The 17366-nt window shown below is 64.5% G+C and carries 14 protein-coding genes; 11 read left to right on the top strand and 3 right to left on the bottom strand.

Annotation, left to right across the window (positions count from 1 at the left end):
* Positions 1-9: 9 nt before the first annotated feature.
* The 3 genes from CBW66_RS09505 (at position 10) to CBW66_RS09495 (ending at position 5272) form a co-directional block, all read left to right on the top strand.
* A complete protein-coding gene (locus CBW66_RS09505; protein WP_086136513.1) occupies positions 10-2679 on the top strand; it encodes a nitrate reductase in 2670 nt (889 codons plus the stop codon).
* Between the two features lie 62 nt (positions 2680-2741).
* A complete protein-coding gene (gene cysC / locus CBW66_RS09500; protein WP_086136514.1) occupies positions 2742-3272 on the top strand; it encodes an adenylyl-sulfate kinase in 531 nt (176 codons plus the stop codon).
* Positions 3269-5272 carry a diguanylate cyclase gene (locus tag CBW66_RS09495; protein WP_139841538.1) on the top strand — a complete coding sequence of 668 codons (2004 nt, stop codon included), beginning with the start codon at positions 3269-3271 and terminating at the stop codon, positions 5270-5272. Before cysC ends, CBW66_RS09495 begins: the two co-directional genes overlap by 4 nt.
* Positions 5273-5275: 3 nt before the next feature.
* Here the strand turns inward: CBW66_RS09495 and CBW66_RS09490 are convergent, their stop codons facing one another.
* From CBW66_RS09490 to CBW66_RS09480, 3 genes are all read right to left on the bottom strand, one after another.
* A complete protein-coding gene (locus CBW66_RS09490; protein ID WP_086136516.1) occupies positions 5276-6193 on the bottom strand; it encodes a pyridoxal-phosphate dependent enzyme in 918 nt (305 codons plus the stop codon).
* A 78-nt stretch (positions 6194-6271) separates the two neighbouring features.
* On the bottom strand, positions 6272-6772 hold the full coding sequence (locus CBW66_RS09485) for a MarR family winged helix-turn-helix transcriptional regulator (protein ID WP_086136517.1): 501 nt from the start codon (positions 6770-6772) through the stop codon (positions 6272-6274).
* 357 nt (positions 6773-7129) lie between these two features.
* Complete coding sequence (locus CBW66_RS09480; RefSeq protein WP_170932915.1) at positions 7130-7888, bottom strand: DeoR/GlpR family DNA-binding transcription regulator; 759 nt, start codon at positions 7886-7888, stop codon at positions 7130-7132.
* A 194-nt stretch (positions 7889-8082) separates the two neighbouring features.
* Between CBW66_RS09480 and glpD the strand changes: the two genes are divergently transcribed.
* The 8 genes from glpD to glpK all read left to right on the top strand — a co-directional run bounded on the left by glpD (position 8083) and on the right by glpK (position 17287).
* Positions 8083-9654 carry a glycerol-3-phosphate dehydrogenase gene (gene glpD / locus CBW66_RS09475; protein WP_086136518.1) on the top strand — a complete coding sequence of 524 codons (1572 nt, stop codon included), beginning with the start codon at positions 8083-8085 and terminating at the stop codon, positions 9652-9654.
* 74 nt (positions 9655-9728) lie between these two features.
* Complete coding sequence (locus CBW66_RS09470) at positions 9729-10823, top strand: ABC transporter ATP-binding protein (RefSeq protein ID WP_086136519.1); 1095 nt, start codon at positions 9729-9731, stop codon at positions 10821-10823.
* A 1-nt stretch (position 10824) separates the two neighbouring features.
* Positions 10825-11916 (top strand): ABC transporter ATP-binding protein, encoded by a 1092-nt coding sequence (locus tag CBW66_RS09465; RefSeq protein WP_086136520.1) that lies wholly within the window; start codon positions 10825-10827, stop codon positions 11914-11916.
* Positions 11916-12800 carry a carbohydrate ABC transporter permease gene (locus CBW66_RS09460; RefSeq protein ID WP_086136521.1) on the top strand — a complete coding sequence of 295 codons (885 nt, stop codon included), beginning with the start codon at positions 11916-11918 and terminating at the stop codon, positions 12798-12800. The genes CBW66_RS09465 and CBW66_RS09460 overlap by 1 nt, the downstream gene beginning before the upstream one ends.
* The gene (locus CBW66_RS09455; RefSeq protein WP_170932917.1) at positions 12800-13603 is read left to right on the top strand and encodes a carbohydrate ABC transporter permease; all 804 of its coding nucleotides are present in this window, start codon (positions 12800-12802) and stop codon (positions 13601-13603) included. Before CBW66_RS09460 ends, CBW66_RS09455 begins: the two co-directional genes overlap by 1 nt.
* 1 nt (position 13604) lies before the next feature.
* Positions 13605-13910 carry a DUF2160 domain-containing protein gene (locus CBW66_RS09450; RefSeq protein WP_230491956.1) on the top strand — a complete coding sequence of 102 codons (306 nt, stop codon included), beginning with the start codon at positions 13605-13607 and terminating at the stop codon, positions 13908-13910.
* A gap of 72 nt (positions 13911-13982) precedes the next feature.
* On the top strand, positions 13983-15710 hold the full coding sequence (locus CBW66_RS09445; protein WP_086136523.1) for an ABC transporter substrate-binding protein: 1728 nt from the start codon (positions 13983-13985) through the stop codon (positions 15708-15710).
* 83 nt (positions 15711-15793) lie between these two features.
* The gene (gene glpK, locus CBW66_RS09440; RefSeq protein ID WP_086136524.1) at positions 15794-17287 is read left to right on the top strand and encodes a glycerol kinase GlpK; all 1494 of its coding nucleotides are present in this window, start codon (positions 15794-15796) and stop codon (positions 17285-17287) included.
* The last annotated feature ends 79 nt before the right edge of the window (positions 17288-17366 follow it).

Genomic DNA, 17366 nt, shown 5'->3' with positions numbered 1-17366 from the left:
GATACGCCCATGACCAGCTGCACGTCAGTGAAAACCACTTGCCCCTACTGCGGCGTCGGCTGCGGCGTGGAAGCGACACGCCTGCCCGACGGCGCCATCCGCATCGCCGGCGATGCAACGCACCCGGCCAACCTGGGCCGCCTGTGCGTGAAAGGTTCGGCCCTGGGCGACACCTTGGACCTTGACCAGCGCCTGCTCTACCCGCAGGTGCGCACCGATGGCGCGCTGCGGCGCGCTTCCTGGGATACCGCGCTGGACCAGGTGGCCGGCGGCCTGCGCGCCATCATAGCCGAGCACGGGCCCGACGCCGTCGCCCTGTACGTCTCGGGCCAGCTGCTGACGGAAGACTATTACATCGCCAACAAATTCATGAAGGGCTACGTGGGCAGCGCGAACATCGACACCAATTCGCGCCTGTGCATGTCTTCGGCCGTCGCCGGCCACAAGCGCGCGTTCGGCGAAGACATCGTGCCCGGCTGTTATGAAGACCTGGAGCTGGCCGACATGGTCGTGCTGGTGGGCTCGAACACGGCCTGGTGCCACCCCATCCTGTTCCAGCGCATCGCCCGCCTCCGCGAAACACGGCCGCAGATGAAGCTGGTGGTGATCGACCCGCGCCGCACGGCCACCTGCGAGCTGGCCGACCTGCATTTGCCCGTGAAACCGGGTACCGACGTGTGGCTGTTCAACGGCTTGCTGTGCTATCTGGCGAAGGAGGGCGTGATCGACGACGCCTTTGTCACGCATCACAGCCGCGGCCTCGACGCGGCGCTGGCGGCCGCGCACGCGGACTGCGGCGACCCCTTGCAGGTGGCGAAGATCTGCAAGGTCGATCCGCAAGCCTTGCTGGCGTTTTACCAGGCGTTTGCCGCCACGCGCCAGGTCGTCACGGCCTTTTCGCAGGGCGTGAACCAGTCGTCCTCCGGCACGGACAAGGTCAACAGCATCATCAACTGCCATCTGGCGACGGGGCGCATCGGCCAGCCCGGCATGGGGCCGTTTTCGTTGACGGGCCAGCCGAACGCCATGGGCGGGCGCGAAGTGGGCGGCCTGGCCAATATGCTGGCGGCGCACCTGGAGCTGGACAATCCGCTGCACCGCGACACCGTGCAAACCTTCTGGGACTCTCCCCGCATCGCCGCCAAACCGGGCTTGAAGGCGGTGGACCTGTTCCAGGCGATCGAGGCGGGTAAAGTCAAAGCCGTGTGGATCATCGCCACCAATCCTCTGGTCAGCATGCCGGACGCCGACCAGGTGCGCCGAGCGCTGGCCAGATGCGAGCTGGTGGTGGTGTCGGACATCAGCGCGCAATCGGATACGAATGTCCATGCCGACGTGCTGCTGCCGGCCCTGGGCTGGGGCGAGAAGGACGGTACGGTGACGAACTCGGAGCGGCGCATCTCGCGCCAGCGCGCTTTTTTGCCGGCACCGGGCGAGGCGCGCGCCGACTGGGACGTGCTGTGCGATGTGGCGCGGCGCATGGGTTATGCCGGCTTCGATTTCGCGGCGCCGCAGGCCATTTTTGCCGAACACGCGCGGCTGTCGATCTTCCGCAACGGGGCGGAAACGGCGCGGCTGTTCAATCTGACGGGCCTGGACAACCTGGACGCGGCGCAGTACGACGCCCTGGTGCCGCAGCAGTGGCCGCAGGGCCAGGCGCGTTTGTTCGGCGACGGCCGTTTCGCCCATGCGGACGGGCGCGCGCGCTTCGTGCCGACGGCGCCGCGCGCGCCGCGCAACATGCCCGACGAAGACTATCCGCTGATCCTGAACACGGGCCGGGTGCGCGACCAGTGGCACACGATGACGCGCACGGGCAAGGCGGCGAAACTGTCGGGCCACGTCGCCGAAGCGTTCATCGACATCCACCCGCAGGACGCGCTGCTGTACAGCGTGCGCGAGGGCGAGCTGGCGCGCATTTCCAGCGCCTGGGGCGCGATGGTGGCGCGCGTCGTGCATGGCGGCGGCATCGCGCGCGGCCAGGTCTTCGTGCCCATCCACTGGAGCGACGCGAATGCCTCCGACGCGCGCGTGGGCGCCGTCGTCAATCCGGTCGTCGACCCCGTCTCGGGCGAGCCGGAATTCAAGCACACGCCTGTGCGCATCGAACAATTCCGCGTGCACTGGCATGCGTTTGTCCTGAGCCGCACGCCGCTCCACCTGGACGGCGTGGCGCACTGGACGCGCGTGCAGGGCGAGCAATTCCTGCGCTACGAACTGGCGGGCCGCCAGCGCATCGAGGATCTCGGCGCCTGGGCGCGCGCGCTGCTCGGCGTCACGGACGACAACGCCGACTGGCTCGATTACGCGGATGCCAGCGCCGGCGTGTACCGCGCCGTGCACCTGGACGAGGGGCGCATCGTGCAATGCGTGTATGTCTCGCCCCGTCCCGACCTGCCGTCGCGCAGCTGGCTGGCCAGCCTGTTTGCGCATGCGCAAATGGAGGCGCTTGATCGCGCCGGCGTGCTGCTGGGTCAGCCCATCGGCCAGGGCGCGGATGCCGGTCCCATGGTGTGCTCGTGCTTTGGCGTGGGGCGCAACACCATCTGCGCCGCCATCGTGGAGCAGAAGCTGACGACGGCGGCGCAGGTGACGGCCTGCCTCAAGGCGGGCGGCAATTGCGGCTCCTGCGTGCCCGAGATACGACAGTTGCTGCTTGAGGCGCGCAGCGCGGCCTGAAAATCTGTCCTTTCCGCCACGGCTTTGTTATATTGCCTGCTCTATAAGAGAGAGGCAGTGTGATGACAGCAGCACAACATCCTACGGTCTGGCTGACGGGCTTGAGCGGCGCCGGCAAGACCACCGTCGCCGATGCGCTGGCGCGCCAGCTCAAGGCCCAGGGCCGCCCCGTGGCGGTGCTCGATGGCGACCAGTTGCGCCATGGCTTGAACCGCGACCTGGGTTTTACGCCCCAAGACCGGCATGAAAACATCCGCCGCGTCGCTGAAGTGGCGCGCCTGATGAACGAAGCGGGCTTGACCGTCATCGCCGCCTTCATTTCTCCCTACCGCGCGGACCGGGCCATGGCCGCCGCCATCATCGGCGCGGCGCATTTCATTGAAGTCCACGTCAGCACGCCGCTCGCCGTGTGCGAGGCGCGCGATCCCAAGGGCCTGTATGAAAAGGCGCGGGCAGGGCAGCTGGCGCAATTCACAGGCATTTCCGCGCCGTATGAAGCGCCGCTGGCCGCCGCCCTGACGCTCGATACCCAGGCGCTGGCGCTGGACGAGTCGGTCGAGCGCATTTGCCGGTACCTGCGGCAGCGGCCGTGACGACCTGGCGCAAACGATTGCGCCGGCGCCTGCCGGCCAGCCTCAAGGCGCGCATGAGCGTGGTCGTCTTCCTGCTCGTGCTCGCTGCCGTGGCCTCGCTGGCGCTGGCCACCCTGTCCGTGGCCGAGCGCGGCATGCGCGACGTGACGGGCCGGCAGCAGTACGTCTCGCTGTCCAGCGCCGCCGTCTTCATCGATGAGGAACTCGACGCGAAGCGCAAGGTGCTGCGCGCCATCGCCGACAGCCTGCCGGCCGGCGCCGCGCACGACGGCGCCAGCCTGCAGCGTTACCTGGCTGCGCAAACGGTGCTGCGCAAGGAATTTTATTCGGCCGGCGTGGTCGGTATCGACGGCGCCGTGCTGGCCAGCGTGAGTCCCTTCAAGCCGCAGGCGGGGCTGAACGTGAAGGGCCGCCCTTACTTTGAACAGACGCTGGCGACCCGGCGCTCGGTGATTTCCGCACCCCTCAACGGCAGCATTTCCGGCATGCCCATCGTCGTGGTGACGCAGCCCGTGTTCGACGCGCAGGGCGCCGTGCGTTATGTGCTGGCGGCCAGCGTCAACCTGCGCCAGCCCGATTTCCTGGGCCGCCTGGGCGCGCTCAAGCCGGGCACGGGCGGCTACCTGTACATCATGACCGGCGAAGGCGTCATCGTCGAGCATCCCGACAAGTCGCGCATCATGCAGCATATCGAGGCGCATGGCCCCATCAGCGTGCCCACGCGGCGCGCCTTGCAGGGTTTCGAGGGCTGGCTGTCGGGTACCACCACGCAGGGCGTCGATGCCCTGTTTGCCTACCACCGCATCGCGTCGACGGGCTGGATACTGGCGTCCGTGTATCCCATGCGCGACGCGTTCGCGCCGCTGCACGCCATCCGCAGCAAGATATTGCTGGCCGCCGTGCTGCTGGCGGCGCTGGCGGGGCTGGCCGGCTGGCGCGTGGTGCTGCGCCTGCTGCTGCCTTTGGCGCGGCTGCGCCATCATGTGCATGAAATCCGCCGCCAGCGCCTGGGCATCGAGGCGCTCCAGATCGAGCGGCGCGACGAGATCGGCGACTTGAGCCGCGATTTTTACTCGCTGATGGCCGAGCGCGAAATCGCCGTGGCGCAGACGCGCGACAGCGAGCGGCGTTTGAAGCTGCTGACGGACCACGTTCCCGTGGTGATCGTTTACATCGACCGCGAGCACCGCTACCAGTTCATCAATGCGACGTTTGAAAAATGGTTCGGCGTCTCGGCCAAGGAGAGCCTGATGCATTCCATGCGCGAGGTGCTGGGCGAGCAGGCCTACCAGCTGCGCGAGCAGCACCTGCTGCGCGCCTTCTCGGGCGAGGAGGTTGAGTATGAGTTCACCATTGGCGGTGACGGAGATGCTGGCCAGCGCGCCTTCCATACCAGCTACGTGCCCGATGTGGGCGAGAGCGGCGCGGTGGAAGGCGTGTATGGCTTGATTCACGAAATCACCAAGACCAAGGCGATGCACACGGCGCTGCAGTTTGCCGCCGCCACCGACACCCTGACGGGCATCGCCAACCGGCGCCGTTTCGACGAGCAGCTGGCGCAAAGCATGCAGCGCACGCGGGCCGCGCGCGCGCCGATGGCGCTGGCCTATCTCGACATCGACCGTTTCAAGGCCATCAACGACAGCCTGGGGCACAAGGCGGGGGACGAGGTGCTCAAGGAGTTCGCCGCGCGCCTGGTGCGCAGCGTGCGCGCCAGCGACCTGGTGGCGCGCCTGGCCGGCGACGAATTCGTGATCATTCTCGAAGGGGTGAACGGCGCGGCCGAAGTGCGCCAGGTCGGCGCCAAGATCGTCGAGGCCATCCGCCAGCCGTTTGCGCTGGCCGGCGGCCCGCTGCCGGTGACGACCAGCGTCGGCATGGCCATCTTTCGCGAAGGCGCGCTGACGCCGGCGCAGTTGCTCGATCTGGCCGACCAGGCCCTGTACGCCGCCAAGGGGCAGGGCCGCGATGGCGTGGCGCTGCGCGAGGCGGCGTCGTAGCTGTTACAGGGTGGCGCTCCAGTGGTCGAGCTGCTGCGTGGTGGCCGTCACGCCGCCGCAGACGATGACGAGCACGTTGCGGTAGGGCGCCAGTGCCGGCGCCTTGCCGTAGACGGCCGCCAGCGCCGCGCCGCAGGCCGGCTCCACCACCAGGCGCTGGTCGGTGATAAAACGCTGGCAGGCGTCGACGGCGGCGCGGTCCGACACCACCACGCTGTGCAGCAGGCGCGTCTGGCTGATGGCGTATGCCTGGGAGCACACTTGGCGCGCGGCCAGCGAGGTGGCGATGCTGCTGACGGCCGGCAGGGCCACGTGTTCGCGCGCGGACACGGCCGCCGCCAGCGAGGCGGCGCCTTGCGTTTCCACGGCCACGATGGCCACGTCATTCCAGCCGTTGCGCTGCAAGCCTTCGGCCACGCCGGCCAGCAGGCCGCCGCCGCCCACCGACAGCACCACCGCGTCCGGTTTCAGGCCGGCGCGGGCCACTTCATCGATCATGCCGGCATGGCCCTGCCACAGCAGCGGGTCGTCGAAGGGGTGCAGAAAGGCGTCTTGCGGCGTGAGCATCGATTGCGCCAGCGCGTTCGCTTCTTGCCAGGCGGCGCCGTGCACGATGACTTCGGCGCCTTCCTGGGCGATCAGGGCCTTGGCCCGTTCGCTGGTCGTTTCCGGCACGACGACGATGACGGGAATGCCGAGCTGGCGTCCCGCATAGGCGACGGCGATGCCGGCATTGCCGCCGGAAGAGGAAATGAAGCGGCTGGCGCCGCGCCGCGCGTATTCTTCACAGGCCAGGCCGATGCCCCGGATTTTGAAGGAGCCGGGCGGCTGCAAGGCTTCGAGCTTGAGCCAGATGGCGCGCTCGCTATGCAGGCTCAAGGCGCGCGAGTTGAGCAAGGGAGTTTCGATGTGCAGGGCCATGCATATTCCTGGTAAACAGTCAGGCCAGCATCATAGCCGAAGCGTCCGCGCCACCGTGTCTCCCTTGCCGGGAGCAGTTTAGTTCAGCGGGACGCTCTTGAGCTGATGCGTGCGCGCCACTTCCTTCATCGCCTCGAGCAGGTCGTCGCGCAGCTGGCGCGGCAGCTTGCCGAAGAATTCCTCGTCGTTCTGATCGGCCATCTCGGCCAGCACGGGCACCAGCGCCTCGCCTTCCGTGGTCAGTTCGATCGAATGCTGGCGGCGGTCGGCCAGCAGGATGGATTTGCTGACCATGCCCTTGCTTTCCAGGCGGTCGATCAGTTTCGACACGGCCCCCTTGCTCATGCCGGACACTTGCGCCAGCACCGTGGGCGAGGTGCAGCCCAGGCGGAACATTTCGCGCAGCACCACCCATTCGGACACCGTCACGCCATTGGCTTCGGCTTTCTTCTGGAAGCTGTGGGACACATGGTTGGAAACGAAACGCAGCCAGTAACCGAGATGGGCTTCCAGTTCGCTGACGGGAACGCTGTTGGGATGGGCGGCTTGCGTGGCGGCCGATTCAAAATTATGGCTCATTTCTCTTCCTTCACTGGGCGGCGTTGCGGGCATGGTTAGGGCCTTCACGCTTGCTGTCGAGTGGTTTGTTGGGGAACTATCGTCATGCTTGAGGTATTTCTAACACTGTTTTCACAGGAAATCACTCAGCGGCAAAGAGTTTTTCCTTTTTTCTTGCTCTGAATACATAAAAAAAGCAATATCAAGCAAATAATCGTATTGCGAGAGAGGAAGATTAAAAAAATAACTCATGTTGCATCAATGGTAACAGCATTTTTGCCGAATTGATAAATATTTCATATCATTCTGTATGCTTGCCCACACAAGACGTATTGCCCGCGCGACAGCACGAGGCTTTCCTGCAGCAATGCGGCCCGCTCAGGCCAGCACCACCTTCACGCCCGCTTCGCGCAATACCTCCGCAAAGCGGGGCGGCGGCGGCGCGTCCGTAAACAGGATGTCGACTTGTGCCAGGTCGGCCAGGCGCACCAGCGCCTTGCGGCCGAACTTATGCTGGTCGGCCACCAGCCATACTTCGCGCGACTGCTCGATGATCGCTTGCGCCACTTTCACTTCGCGCGCGTCGAAGTCGCGCAGGCTGCCGTCTTCGTCGATGCTGGAAATGCCGATGATGCCGATATCGACCTTGAACTGGCGGATGAAGTCGATGGTGGCCTCGCCGACGATGCCGCGGTCGCGCCCGCGCACCACGCCGCCGGCCACGATGACTTCGCAGGCCGCGTTGTCGGCCAGGATGGCGGCCACGTTCAGGTTGTTCGTTACCACGTGCAAGCCCGTGTGGCGGCCCAGCGCGCGCGCCACTTCCTCGGTGGTCGTGCCGATATTGATCAGCAGCGAACAGCCGTGCGGCACTTGTGTGGCGACGGCGGCGGCGATGCGCCGCTTGGCATCGCTGTTGAACACTTGCCGCTGGCTGTAATCGATGTTTTCCACGGACGAGGGCAAGCCGACCCCGCCGTGGTAGCGGGCCAGCAGGCGCGCTTCTTCCATCTGCTTGACGTCGCGGCGCACGGTTTGCGGCGTCACGTCCAGCTGCTGCGCCAGCTCCTCGACGGACATGGTGACCTTCTGGCGCACCACTTCGAGCAGGCGGCGCTGGCGGGGATTCAAAATCATGGGCTTGTCTCTTTAGAAATCACAAACGAACAAAAACGAACAAATAGTGATAAAAATATGTTGCTATCGATTCGCAATCTGGCGTATCTTATCCATATTGCATTCGAATTACAGCTGTATTGATCTTAACGACAGTCGCCGGCGATGCCTAGTCTTTCCTCGCCGGCCGTTCCCCCGACAGACACGGAGTCCCGATGGCGGCAGCACGGCAAGGTGTGGAAGCAGCGGCAACAGACACGCTGGCATGCGACGTTCTCGTGGTGGGCGGCGGCATCAATGGCGCCGGCATCGCGCGCGACGCGGCAGGGCGGGGCTTGTCCGTGGTGCTGTGCGAAAAGGACGACCTCGCCGCCCACACCTCGTCGGCCTCCACCAAGCTGATACACGGCGGCTTGCGCTACCTCGAATACTATGAATTCGGCCTCGTGCGCAAGGCGCTGATCGAGCGCGAAGTGCTGCTGCGCTCGGCGCCGCACATCATGTGGCCGCTGCGCTTCGTCATGCCGCATGCCCAGGGCCAGCGCCCGGCCTGGCTGATACGCGCCGGCCTGTTTCTGTACGACATGCTGGCGAAGCGCGAAATCCTGCCCGCTTCCAGCGGCATCGCTCTGACCCGTCACGCGGCAGGCACACCGTTGCAACCCCAGTTCAAGCGCGGCTTCGTGTATTCCGACGGCTGGGTCGACGATGCGCGCCTGGTGGTGCTGAACGCCATCGACGCGGGGGACAAGGGCGCGGCCATCCTGACGCGGACGCGCTGCACGGCCCTGCGGCAAGATGGAGCGGGGGCGGACGCTTCCTGGCTGGCCACCCTGCAGCACGCCAGCGGCCGGCAGACGCTGGTGCGCGCGCGCAGCGTCGTCAACGCGGCCGGACCGTGGACGGCCGAATTCCTGCAGCAGGCGGCGCCGGGCGGGCAGGGCCGGCATTTGCGCCTGATCAAGGGCAGCCATATCGTCGTCAAGCGATTGTTCGAGCATGATCATGCCTACATCTTCCAGCATCCGGACGGGCGCATCGTGTTTGCGATTCCGTATGAGACAGATTTCACCCTGATCGGCACCACCGATCTCGATTACCACGGCGACAGCGGCAAGGTGGAAATCGATGACGAGGAAATTCGTTACTTGTGCGAGCTTTCCAGTTACTATTTCAGCAAGCCCGTCAATCCGGCCGACGTGGTGTGGACGTATGCGGGCGTGCGCCCGCTGGTGGAAGACGCGGCGGCCGACGCCAAGGCCGTCACGCGCGATTACCGCTTCGAGCTGGACCGGAAAGGCGCGCCGCTGCTGAGCATTTTCGGCGGCAAGATCACCACGTTCCGCAAGCTGGCGGAGGAAGCGATGGATTTGCTGGCGCCCCTGCTGGGCAATGCGCGGCCGGCCTGGACGGCCAGCGCCTGCCTGCCCGGCGGCGATGTGTTCGGCGGCACGCCGCAGAACCGGTCCGTGCGCGAGTTTGGCCAGTTCGTGCAGGGCTTGCAGCGCGAATACGCATGGCTGCCGGCGGCGCTGGTGGCGCGCTATGCACGCGCCTACGGCACGCGCATCCATATGCTGCTGGCCGGGCGGACGGATGTGGCGGCCATGGGCGAGGAAATCGCCGCCGGGCTGTACGCGGCGGAAGTCGATTATCTGCGGCGCCATGAGTGGGCCGTCAGCGCGGCCGACATCCTGTGGCGGCGCTCCAAGCTGGGCCTGCACCTGCCGCGCGAGACGGCGGGCACGCTCGACGCCTGGCTGTTGCAGCACCCGTTGTCGTCGTAGGCAGCACACGTTGGCGACCGCGCCCCGCAGAGGGTGCGGCGAAGAATAAGAAACCATCACTGGAGGAGAAGCGCGTGCAACTGGTACTGGACAAGATCAGCAGGAAGCAGGGGGCTGACGACTTTTTATATCCGATGTCGCTGGCCTTGGTGCCGGGCGCCATCAACGTCTTGCTGGGCACCACGCGTGCGGGCAAGACGACCCTGATGCGCGTGATGGCGGGGCTGGACAAGCCCAGCGCGGGCACGGTGACGGCCGACGGCGTCGACGTGACGGGCGTGCCCGTCAGCAAACGCAACCTGGCCATGGTGTACCAGCAATTCATCAATTATCCGGCCTTCACCGTCTACGACAATATCGCTTCGCCCTTGCGTTTGCGCAAGGTGCCCGAGGAACAGATCCGCACGAAAGTGCTGGCGCTGGCCGAGCGCCTGCACATCACGCCGTATCTGCAGCGCACGCCCGGAGAATTGTCCGGCGGCCAGCAGCAGCGCACGGCACTGGGGCGCGCGCTGATCAAGGATGCGTCCTTGCTGCTGCTCGACGAGCCCCTGGTCAACCTCGACTACAAACTGCGCGAGGAATTGCGCCGCGAATTGACGGAACTGTTTTCCAGCGGCAGCACGACGGTCGTGTACGCCACCACGGAACCGCTGGAAGCACTGCAGCTGGGCGGCCACGTGGCCGTGCTGCACGAGGGACGCCTGCTGCAGCAGGGGCCGACCCTGGATGTCTTCAACGCCCCCAATTCCATAGCCGTGGCGCGCACCTTCAGCGATCCGCCGATCAACCTGATTCCCGCCCGCGTGGATGCTGCCGGCGTGGCGCAGGCGGCGGATGGCCTGTCGATACACCTGAGCGGCGCACAGCGCGCCCGCCTCGGCGAGCGGCGCGACGTGATCCTCGGCGTGCGCGCGCACAGCCTGCATTTATCTCCCCAGTCCGAGGGCGACGTGGCCATCGCGGCGCAGGTGGACCTGGCCGAAATCAGCGGCTCGGAAACCTATGTGCATGCGCGCCGCGGCGAGCTGGCCCTGGTGGCACAGCTGGGCGGCGTGCACAACCTGGAGATCGGCAGCGCCTGCACCGTGTATTGCCAGCCGCACGCCTTGCTGATCTTTGGCGATGATGGCGCGCTGCTGTTCGCACCCTCGACAGGGGGAGCCTGACATGGCGCGCATCGAACTGGTCGATCTGGCCCATGCCTACAAACCGAATCCCACAGCACCGGCCGACTATGCGCTGCGGCCCATGAGCATGGAGTGGCACGACGGCGGCGCCTACGCCTTGCTGGGGCCGTCCGGCTGCGGCAAGACGACCTTGCTCAATATCATTTCCGGCCTCGTGAAACCGTCGCATGGCAAGGTGCTGTTCGACGGCAAGGACGTGACGCAGCTGCCGACCGAGGCGAGGAATATCGCGCAAGTGTTCCAGTTTCCCGTCATTTACGACACCATGACCGTGCACGACAACCTGGCGTTTCCGCTGCGTAATCGCGGCTGGAAAGAGAGCGAGGTGAAAAAGCGCGTGCAGCAGGTGGCGCAGATGCTGGAATTGACGGGCGACCTGAAATTGCGCGCCAGCGGCTTGTCCGTGGATGCCAAGCAAAAGATTTCGCTGGGCCGGGGCCTCGTGCGCCCCGACGTGGCGGCCGTGCTGTTCGATGAACCGCTGACGGTGATCGACCCGCATCTGAAATGGTTGCTGCGCAGGAAGTTGAAGGAAATCCACCATGAACTGAAATTATCCCTGATCTATGTCACGCACGATCAGGTGGAAGCGCTGACCTTTGCCGACCAGGTGGTCGTCATGACGCAGGGCGAAGTGGTGCAGACGGGCAGCGCGCAAGCGCTGTTCGAGGAACCGGAACACACGTTTGTCGGCTATTTCATCGGCAACCCGGGCATGAACTTGCTCGACTGCACCCTGGATGATGGCGGCGTGCGCGTGGCGGGGCAGGCGCTGGCCGTCTCCGCTTCCGCACGCGCGGCCCTGGCTGGCGCGCAAGGGAAAATCACCGTGGGCGTGCGGCCGGAATTCGTCGAATGCCTGCCGGCGGGGACGCAGGGCGACCATTGCCTGGACGCCACGGTGACGGCCGTGCGCAATATGGGCACGCATTACCTGGCGGAATTCCAGCTGGGCGGCGCGACGGTGGCGGCCAAGCTGCGCGCCATCGATGCCGTCGCCGGTGATGCTGTGCGGTTGCATTTTCCTCCGCAACGCACCCTTTTCTATGTCAACGATAAACGGGTGGCCTGATGATACATAACGGTAAAACCGATAACAACCGCCGCGCCTGGCTCTTGATCTTGCCCGTGCTGCTGTGCGTGGCCTTTTCCGCCATCCTGCCCTTGATGACGGTGGTGAATTATTCCGTGCAGGATATTCTGAGCCCCACGCAAAAGGTATTCGTCGGCACCGAATGGTTCCGCATGGTCATGCTCGACGGCGACCTGCACAGCGCCTTGCTGCGCCAGCTGCTGTTTTCCGGCTCCGTGCTGGCGATCCAGATTCCGCTCGGCATATTGATCGCCCTGTGCATGCCGGCCGATGGCTGGAAGGCGTCGCTGGCGCTGGTGCTGATCGCGCTGCCCTTGCTGATCCCCTGGAACGTGGTGGGCACCATCTGGCAAATCTTTGGCCGCGGCGACATCGGCCTGATGGGCTACACCCTGAACCAGCTGGGTATTGACTACAATTACAACGGCAATTCGCTCGACGCCTGGCTGACGGTGATGGTGATGGATATCTGGCACTGGACGCCGCTGGTCGTGCTGCTTTGCTATGCGGGCTTGCGCGCCATTCCCGACGCGTATTACCAGGCGGCACGCATCGATGGCGCTTCGCGCCTGGCCGTGTTCCGCTACATCCAGCTGCCGAAACTGCGCAATGTCCTGATGATCGCCGTGCTGCTGCGCTTCATGGACAGTTTCATGATCTACACGGAACCTTTCGTGCTGACGGGCGGCGGACCGGGCAATGCCACCACCTTTTTGTCGCAATACCTGACGCAAAAGGCCGTGGGCCAGTTCGACCTGGGGCCGGCCTCGGCGTTTTCATTGATTTACTTCCTCATCATCCTGCTGTTCTGCTTTGTGCTGTACACGTGGATGCAGCGCGTCGGCACGGGAGACCAGAAATGATGCACAAGAAAATGAGCAGCACCATCCTGATCATCTTTCTGCTGGGCTCCTTGCTGCCCATCTACTGGATGCTCAACATGTCGCTCAAGACCAACGAGGAGATCGTGGGCGTGCTGAGCCTGTGGCCGCAGCAGCTGACGTTTGCCAACTACCACACGATTTTTACCGATCGTTCCTGGTATAGCGGCTACCTCAATTCCATGATCTACGTGGCGCTGAACATGGTCATGTCGGTCACGGTCGCCTTGCCGGCCGCGTATGCTTTTTCCCGCTATAACTTTGTCGGCGACAAGCATCTTTTTTTCTGGCTCTTGACCAACCGCATGACGCCGCCCGCCGTCTTCCTCGTGCCTTTCTTCCAGCTGTATTCGACGGTGGGCCTGATGGATACGCATCTGGCCGTGGCGCTGGCGCACATGGTCTTCAACGTGCCGCTGGCCGTGTGGATCCTGGAAGGCTTCATGTCCGGCGTGCCCAAGGAAATCGACGAGACGGCATATATCGACGGCTACAGCTTCCCCCGCTTCTTCATCCGCATCTTCTTGCCGATGATCAAGTCGGGCGTGGGCGTGACGGCGTTCTTCTGCTTCATGTTCAGCTGGGTGGAATTGCTGTTGGCGCGCACCCTGACCTCCGTCAATGCCAAGCCGATTGCCGCCACCATGACGCGCACCGTCTCGGCGGCCGGCATGGACTGGGGCGTGCTGGCGGCGGCCGGCGTGCTGACCATCGTGCCCGGCGCGCTGGTGATCTGGTTCGTACGGCATTACATTGCCAAGGGTTTTGCGATGGGAAGGGTGTGACATGGAAAATACGACAGATAGCACAGCCAGCCTGTTCGGCTGGATGGCGTGGACGCCGGAAGTGGCCGTGTTCTTCATCTGCATCGGCCTGATGCTGGCCGGCATGACGGTGTGGCAAATCCGCTCGCCCAGCATCGAACGCAAGGGCTTCCTGCCGATGCCGACGACGCGCGGCGACCGTTTGTTCATCGGCTTGCTCACGGCCGCCTATGTGAACCTGGCCTGGGCGGGCTTTACGGAAATGCAGCAGGCGATCGGCGCCGCCATCAGTTTTGTGTTGTTGTTGATTGTTATGCGTTGGGGATGACCGGCTTGCCGGTGTTGATGGATGCCGTACCGCCAGCAGGCGGCCGGTAAAAACTATAAAAGGAGATTCACGATGAAATTGAAGTTCACGGTCTTCGCGGCTGCGGCCATGCTCGTGTCGAACGCGGCCCTGGCCGACGCCAAGCAGGCGCAAACCTGGATCGACAAGGAATTCCAGCCATCCAGCCTGAGCAAGCAGCAACAGCTTGCTGAAATGCAGTGGTTCATCGATGCGGCGGCCAAGCTGAAAGCCAAGGGCATCAAGGAAATTTCCGTGGTCTCGGAAACCATCGACACCCACGTCTACGAATCGAAGACCCTGGCCAAGGCCTTCGAGGAAATCACGGGCATCAAGGTGCGCCACGACATCATCCAGGAAGGCGACGTGGTGGAAAAGCTGCAAACGTCGATGCAGTCGGGCAAGAGCATCTATGACGGCTGGATTTCCGATTCCGACCTGATCGGCACCCACTACCGCTATGGCGCCGTCGAACCGCTGTCCGACTACATGGCCGCCAAGGGCAAGGAGTTTACCAATCCCGGTCTCGATCTGAAAGATTTCATCGGCATCAGCTTTACCACGGCGCCGGACGGCAAGGTGTACCAACTGCCCGACCAGCAGTTCGCCAACCTGTACTGGTTCCGCGCCGACTGGTTCGCGCGCAAGGATTTGCAAGCCAAGTTCAAGGCCAAGTATGGCTACGAGCTGGGCGTGCCGCAAAACTGGTCCGCGTATGAAGACATCGCCGATTTCTTCACGAATGACGTGAAGGAACTGGATGGCAAGAAAGTCTATGGCCACATGGATTACGGCAAGAAAGATCCATCCCTGGGCTGGCGTTTTACCGATGCGTGGCTGTCGATGGCTGGCGCGGCCGACAAGGGCATCCCGAACGGCATGCCCGTCGATGAATGGGGCATCAAGGTGGCGGCCGACAAGTGCACGCCCGTGGGCGCCTCGATGTCGCGCGGCGGCGCCACCAATTCGCCGGCGGCCGTGTTTGCGCTGACGAAATATATCGACTGGATGAAGAAATACGCGCCGCCGCAGGCGAACGGCATGAATTTCTCGGAATCGGGCCCCGTACCGGCGCAGGGCGAAATCGCCCAGCAAATCTTCTGGTACACGGCGTTTACGGCCGGCATGACGAAACCGGGCTTGCCGGTGGTGAACAAGGATGGCACGCCGAAATGGCGTATGGCGCCGTCGCCGCACGGCCCGTACTGGAAAGAGGGCATGCAGAACGGCTACCAGGACGTCGGTTCCTGGTTCCTGTTCAAGTCCACGCCGGACGACCGCAAGGCCGCCGCCTGGCTGTACGCGCAATTCGTCACGTCGAAAACCGTCTCGCTGAAGAAATCCATCGTCGGCCTGACTTTTATTCGCGATTCCGACATCCGCCACGACTATTTTACGAAGCACGCGAACGAGTATGGCGGCTTGATCGAGTTCTACCGCAGCCCGGCCCGCGTGGCGTGGACGCCGACGGGCAACAACGTGCCCGACTATCCGAAGCTGGCGCAGCTGTGGTGGAAGAACGTGGCCACGGCCATCACGGCGGAAAAAACGCCGCAAGCCGCCATGGATAACCTGGCAGAAGAAATGGATCAGGTCATGGCGCGCCTGCAGCGGGCCGGCATGAAGGCGTGCGCGCCGAAGCTCAATCCCAAGGGCGACCCGAACCAGTATCTGTCGGACCAGCACGCTCCGTGGAAAAAGCTGGCAAATGAAAAGCCGAAGGGTGAAACGATTGCCTACGATAAATTATTGCAGGCTTGGAAAGAGGGCAAGGTAAGGTAGTCGTGTAAACTTCTGCCGCCGCTTTTCCCGGGGCACGGGCCTTTGCCCGTGCCTTTTTTTACTGTATAGCCGTAGTAGCGACCATGACCAAATACATACTTGCTTTAGACCAGGGCACCACCAGTTCGCGCGCCATCCTGTTCGACCATGCGGGCCGGCCGCATGCCAGCGCGCAGCGCGAATTTCGCCAGATTTTTCCCCAGCCGGGCTGGGTCGAGCATGACGCGGGCGAAATCTGGGCCTCGCAAGAGGGCGTGCTGCAGCAGGTGCTGCGCGACAGCGGCGTGGCGGCAAGCGACGTGGCCGCCATCGGCGTGACCAACCAGCGCGAAACGACGGTGCTGTGGGACCGCGCCACGGGAGCGCCCGTCGCCAACGCCATCGTCTGGCAAGACCGCCGCAATGCCGCCTATTGCGAACAGCTGGTCGAGCAGGGCAAGGCGGACCTGATCCAGCAAAAGACGGGTCTCGTGCTGGATGCGTATTTTTCCGCCACCAAGCTCAAATGGCTGCTCGACAACGTGCCCGGCGCCCGCGCGCGCGCCGAGCGGGGCGAGCTGGCCTTCGGCACCGTCGACAGCTGGCTGATCTACAAGATGAGCGGCGCCCACTTGACGGACACGAGCAACGCGGCGCGCACCATGCTGTTCAATATCCACACCCTGCAATGGGACACGGATCTGCTGGCGCTGCTGGACATTCCCGCCTCGCTGCTGCCCGATGTCGTGCCGTCGAGCGGCGTGGCCGCGCACACGCACCTTGACCTGCTGGGCGTGTCCGTGCCGATCGCCGGCATCGCGGGCGACCAGCAGGCGGCCACGTTCGGCCAGGCGTGTTTGCAGCCGGGCATGGCCAAGAATACCTACGGCACGGGCTGCTTCATGTTGATGAACGTGGGCAAGCGCCCCTTGCCATCGAAAAACCGCCTGCTGACGACGGTGGGCTGGAGCCTGGGCGCCGGCGGCGACAAGACCGATTATTTGCTCGAAGGCAGCGCCTTTATCGCGGGCGCGGCGGTGCAGTGGATGCGCGATGGGCTGGGCATCATCCGCGACTCGTCCGAAGTGGAAGCGCTGGCCAGCAGCGTGCCCGATTCGGGCGGCCTGGTCTTCGTGCCCGCGTTCGCGGGCCTCGGTGCGCCGTACTGGGACCCGTATGCGCGCGGCACCCTGATCGGCATCACGCGCGGCACGGGCAAGGCGCACATCGCGCGCGCGGCCCTGGAGGGCGTGGCATATCAAAACGTCGACGTGCTGTCGGCCATGCAGGACGACGCCGGCATCGCGCTATCGGAATTGCGCGTGGACGGCGGCGCGGCGCGCAACGACATGCTGATGCAGTTCCAGGCCGACATCTTGAATGTGCCCGTGGTGCGCCCCGTGGTGACGGAAACGACGGCCCTGGGCGCCGCCTACCTGGCGGGCCTGGCCGTGGGTTTCTGGGCATCGCAGGAAGAAATCGCCGGCCAATGGCAGGTCGGGCGCCGTTTCGAACCGAAGATGGCGGCCGACGAACGGCTGACGCGCCTGCATAAGTGGCAGCGCGCGGTGGAGCGCTCGCGCGACTGGAGCGAGTAAGAACATCTGGCCAAACCTACTGCGCGTCGCGCTTTGCGGCCTGCGATGCTCACCGTGCCCACGCACGGTTGCGCTTCTT

This window comes from Janthinobacterium sp. GW456P (genome assembly GCF_002127655.1).
GTDB lineage: Bacteria > Pseudomonadota > Gammaproteobacteria > Burkholderiales > Burkholderiaceae_D > Janthinobacterium.
This window is presented reverse-complemented; position numbering and strand designations above follow the sequence as displayed.

What these genes read in the sequence shown, in the direction of transcription:
- CBW66_RS09505 (WP_086136513.1), top strand. Translation starts at nt 10, where the DNA reads ATGACCAGCTGCACGTCAGTGAAAACCACTTGCCCCTACTGCGGCGTC.
- cysC (WP_086136514.1), top strand. Translation starts at nt 2,742, where the DNA reads ATGACAGCAGCACAACATCCTACGGTCTGGCTGACGGGCTTGAGCGGC.
- CBW66_RS09490 (WP_086136516.1), bottom strand. Translation starts at nt 6,193, where the DNA reads ATGGCCCTGCACATCGAAACTCCCTTGCTCAACTCGCGCGCCTTGAGC.
- CBW66_RS09485 (WP_086136517.1), bottom strand. Translation starts at nt 6,772, where the DNA reads ATGAGCCATAATTTTGAATCGGCCGCCACGCAAGCCGCCCATCCCAAC.
- CBW66_RS09480 (WP_170932915.1), bottom strand. Translation starts at nt 7,888, where the DNA reads ATGATTTTGAATCCCCGCCAGCGCCGCCTGCTCGAAGTGGTGCGCCAG.
- glpD (WP_086136518.1), top strand. Translation starts at nt 8,083, where the DNA reads ATGGCGGCAGCACGGCAAGGTGTGGAAGCAGCGGCAACAGACACGCTG.
- CBW66_RS09465 (WP_086136520.1), top strand. Translation starts at nt 10,825, where the DNA reads ATGGCGCGCATCGAACTGGTCGATCTGGCCCATGCCTACAAACCGAAT.
- CBW66_RS09460 (WP_086136521.1), top strand. Translation starts at nt 11,916, where the DNA reads ATGATACATAACGGTAAAACCGATAACAACCGCCGCGCCTGGCTCTTG.
- CBW66_RS09455 (WP_170932917.1), top strand. Translation starts at nt 12,800, where the DNA reads ATGCACAAGAAAATGAGCAGCACCATCCTGATCATCTTTCTGCTGGGC.
- CBW66_RS09450 (WP_230491956.1), top strand. Translation starts at nt 13,605, where the DNA reads ATGGAAAATACGACAGATAGCACAGCCAGCCTGTTCGGCTGGATGGCG.
- CBW66_RS09445 (WP_086136523.1), top strand. Translation starts at nt 13,983, where the DNA reads ATGAAATTGAAGTTCACGGTCTTCGCGGCTGCGGCCATGCTCGTGTCG.
- glpK (WP_086136524.1), top strand. Translation starts at nt 15,794, where the DNA reads ATGACCAAATACATACTTGCTTTAGACCAGGGCACCACCAGTTCGCGC.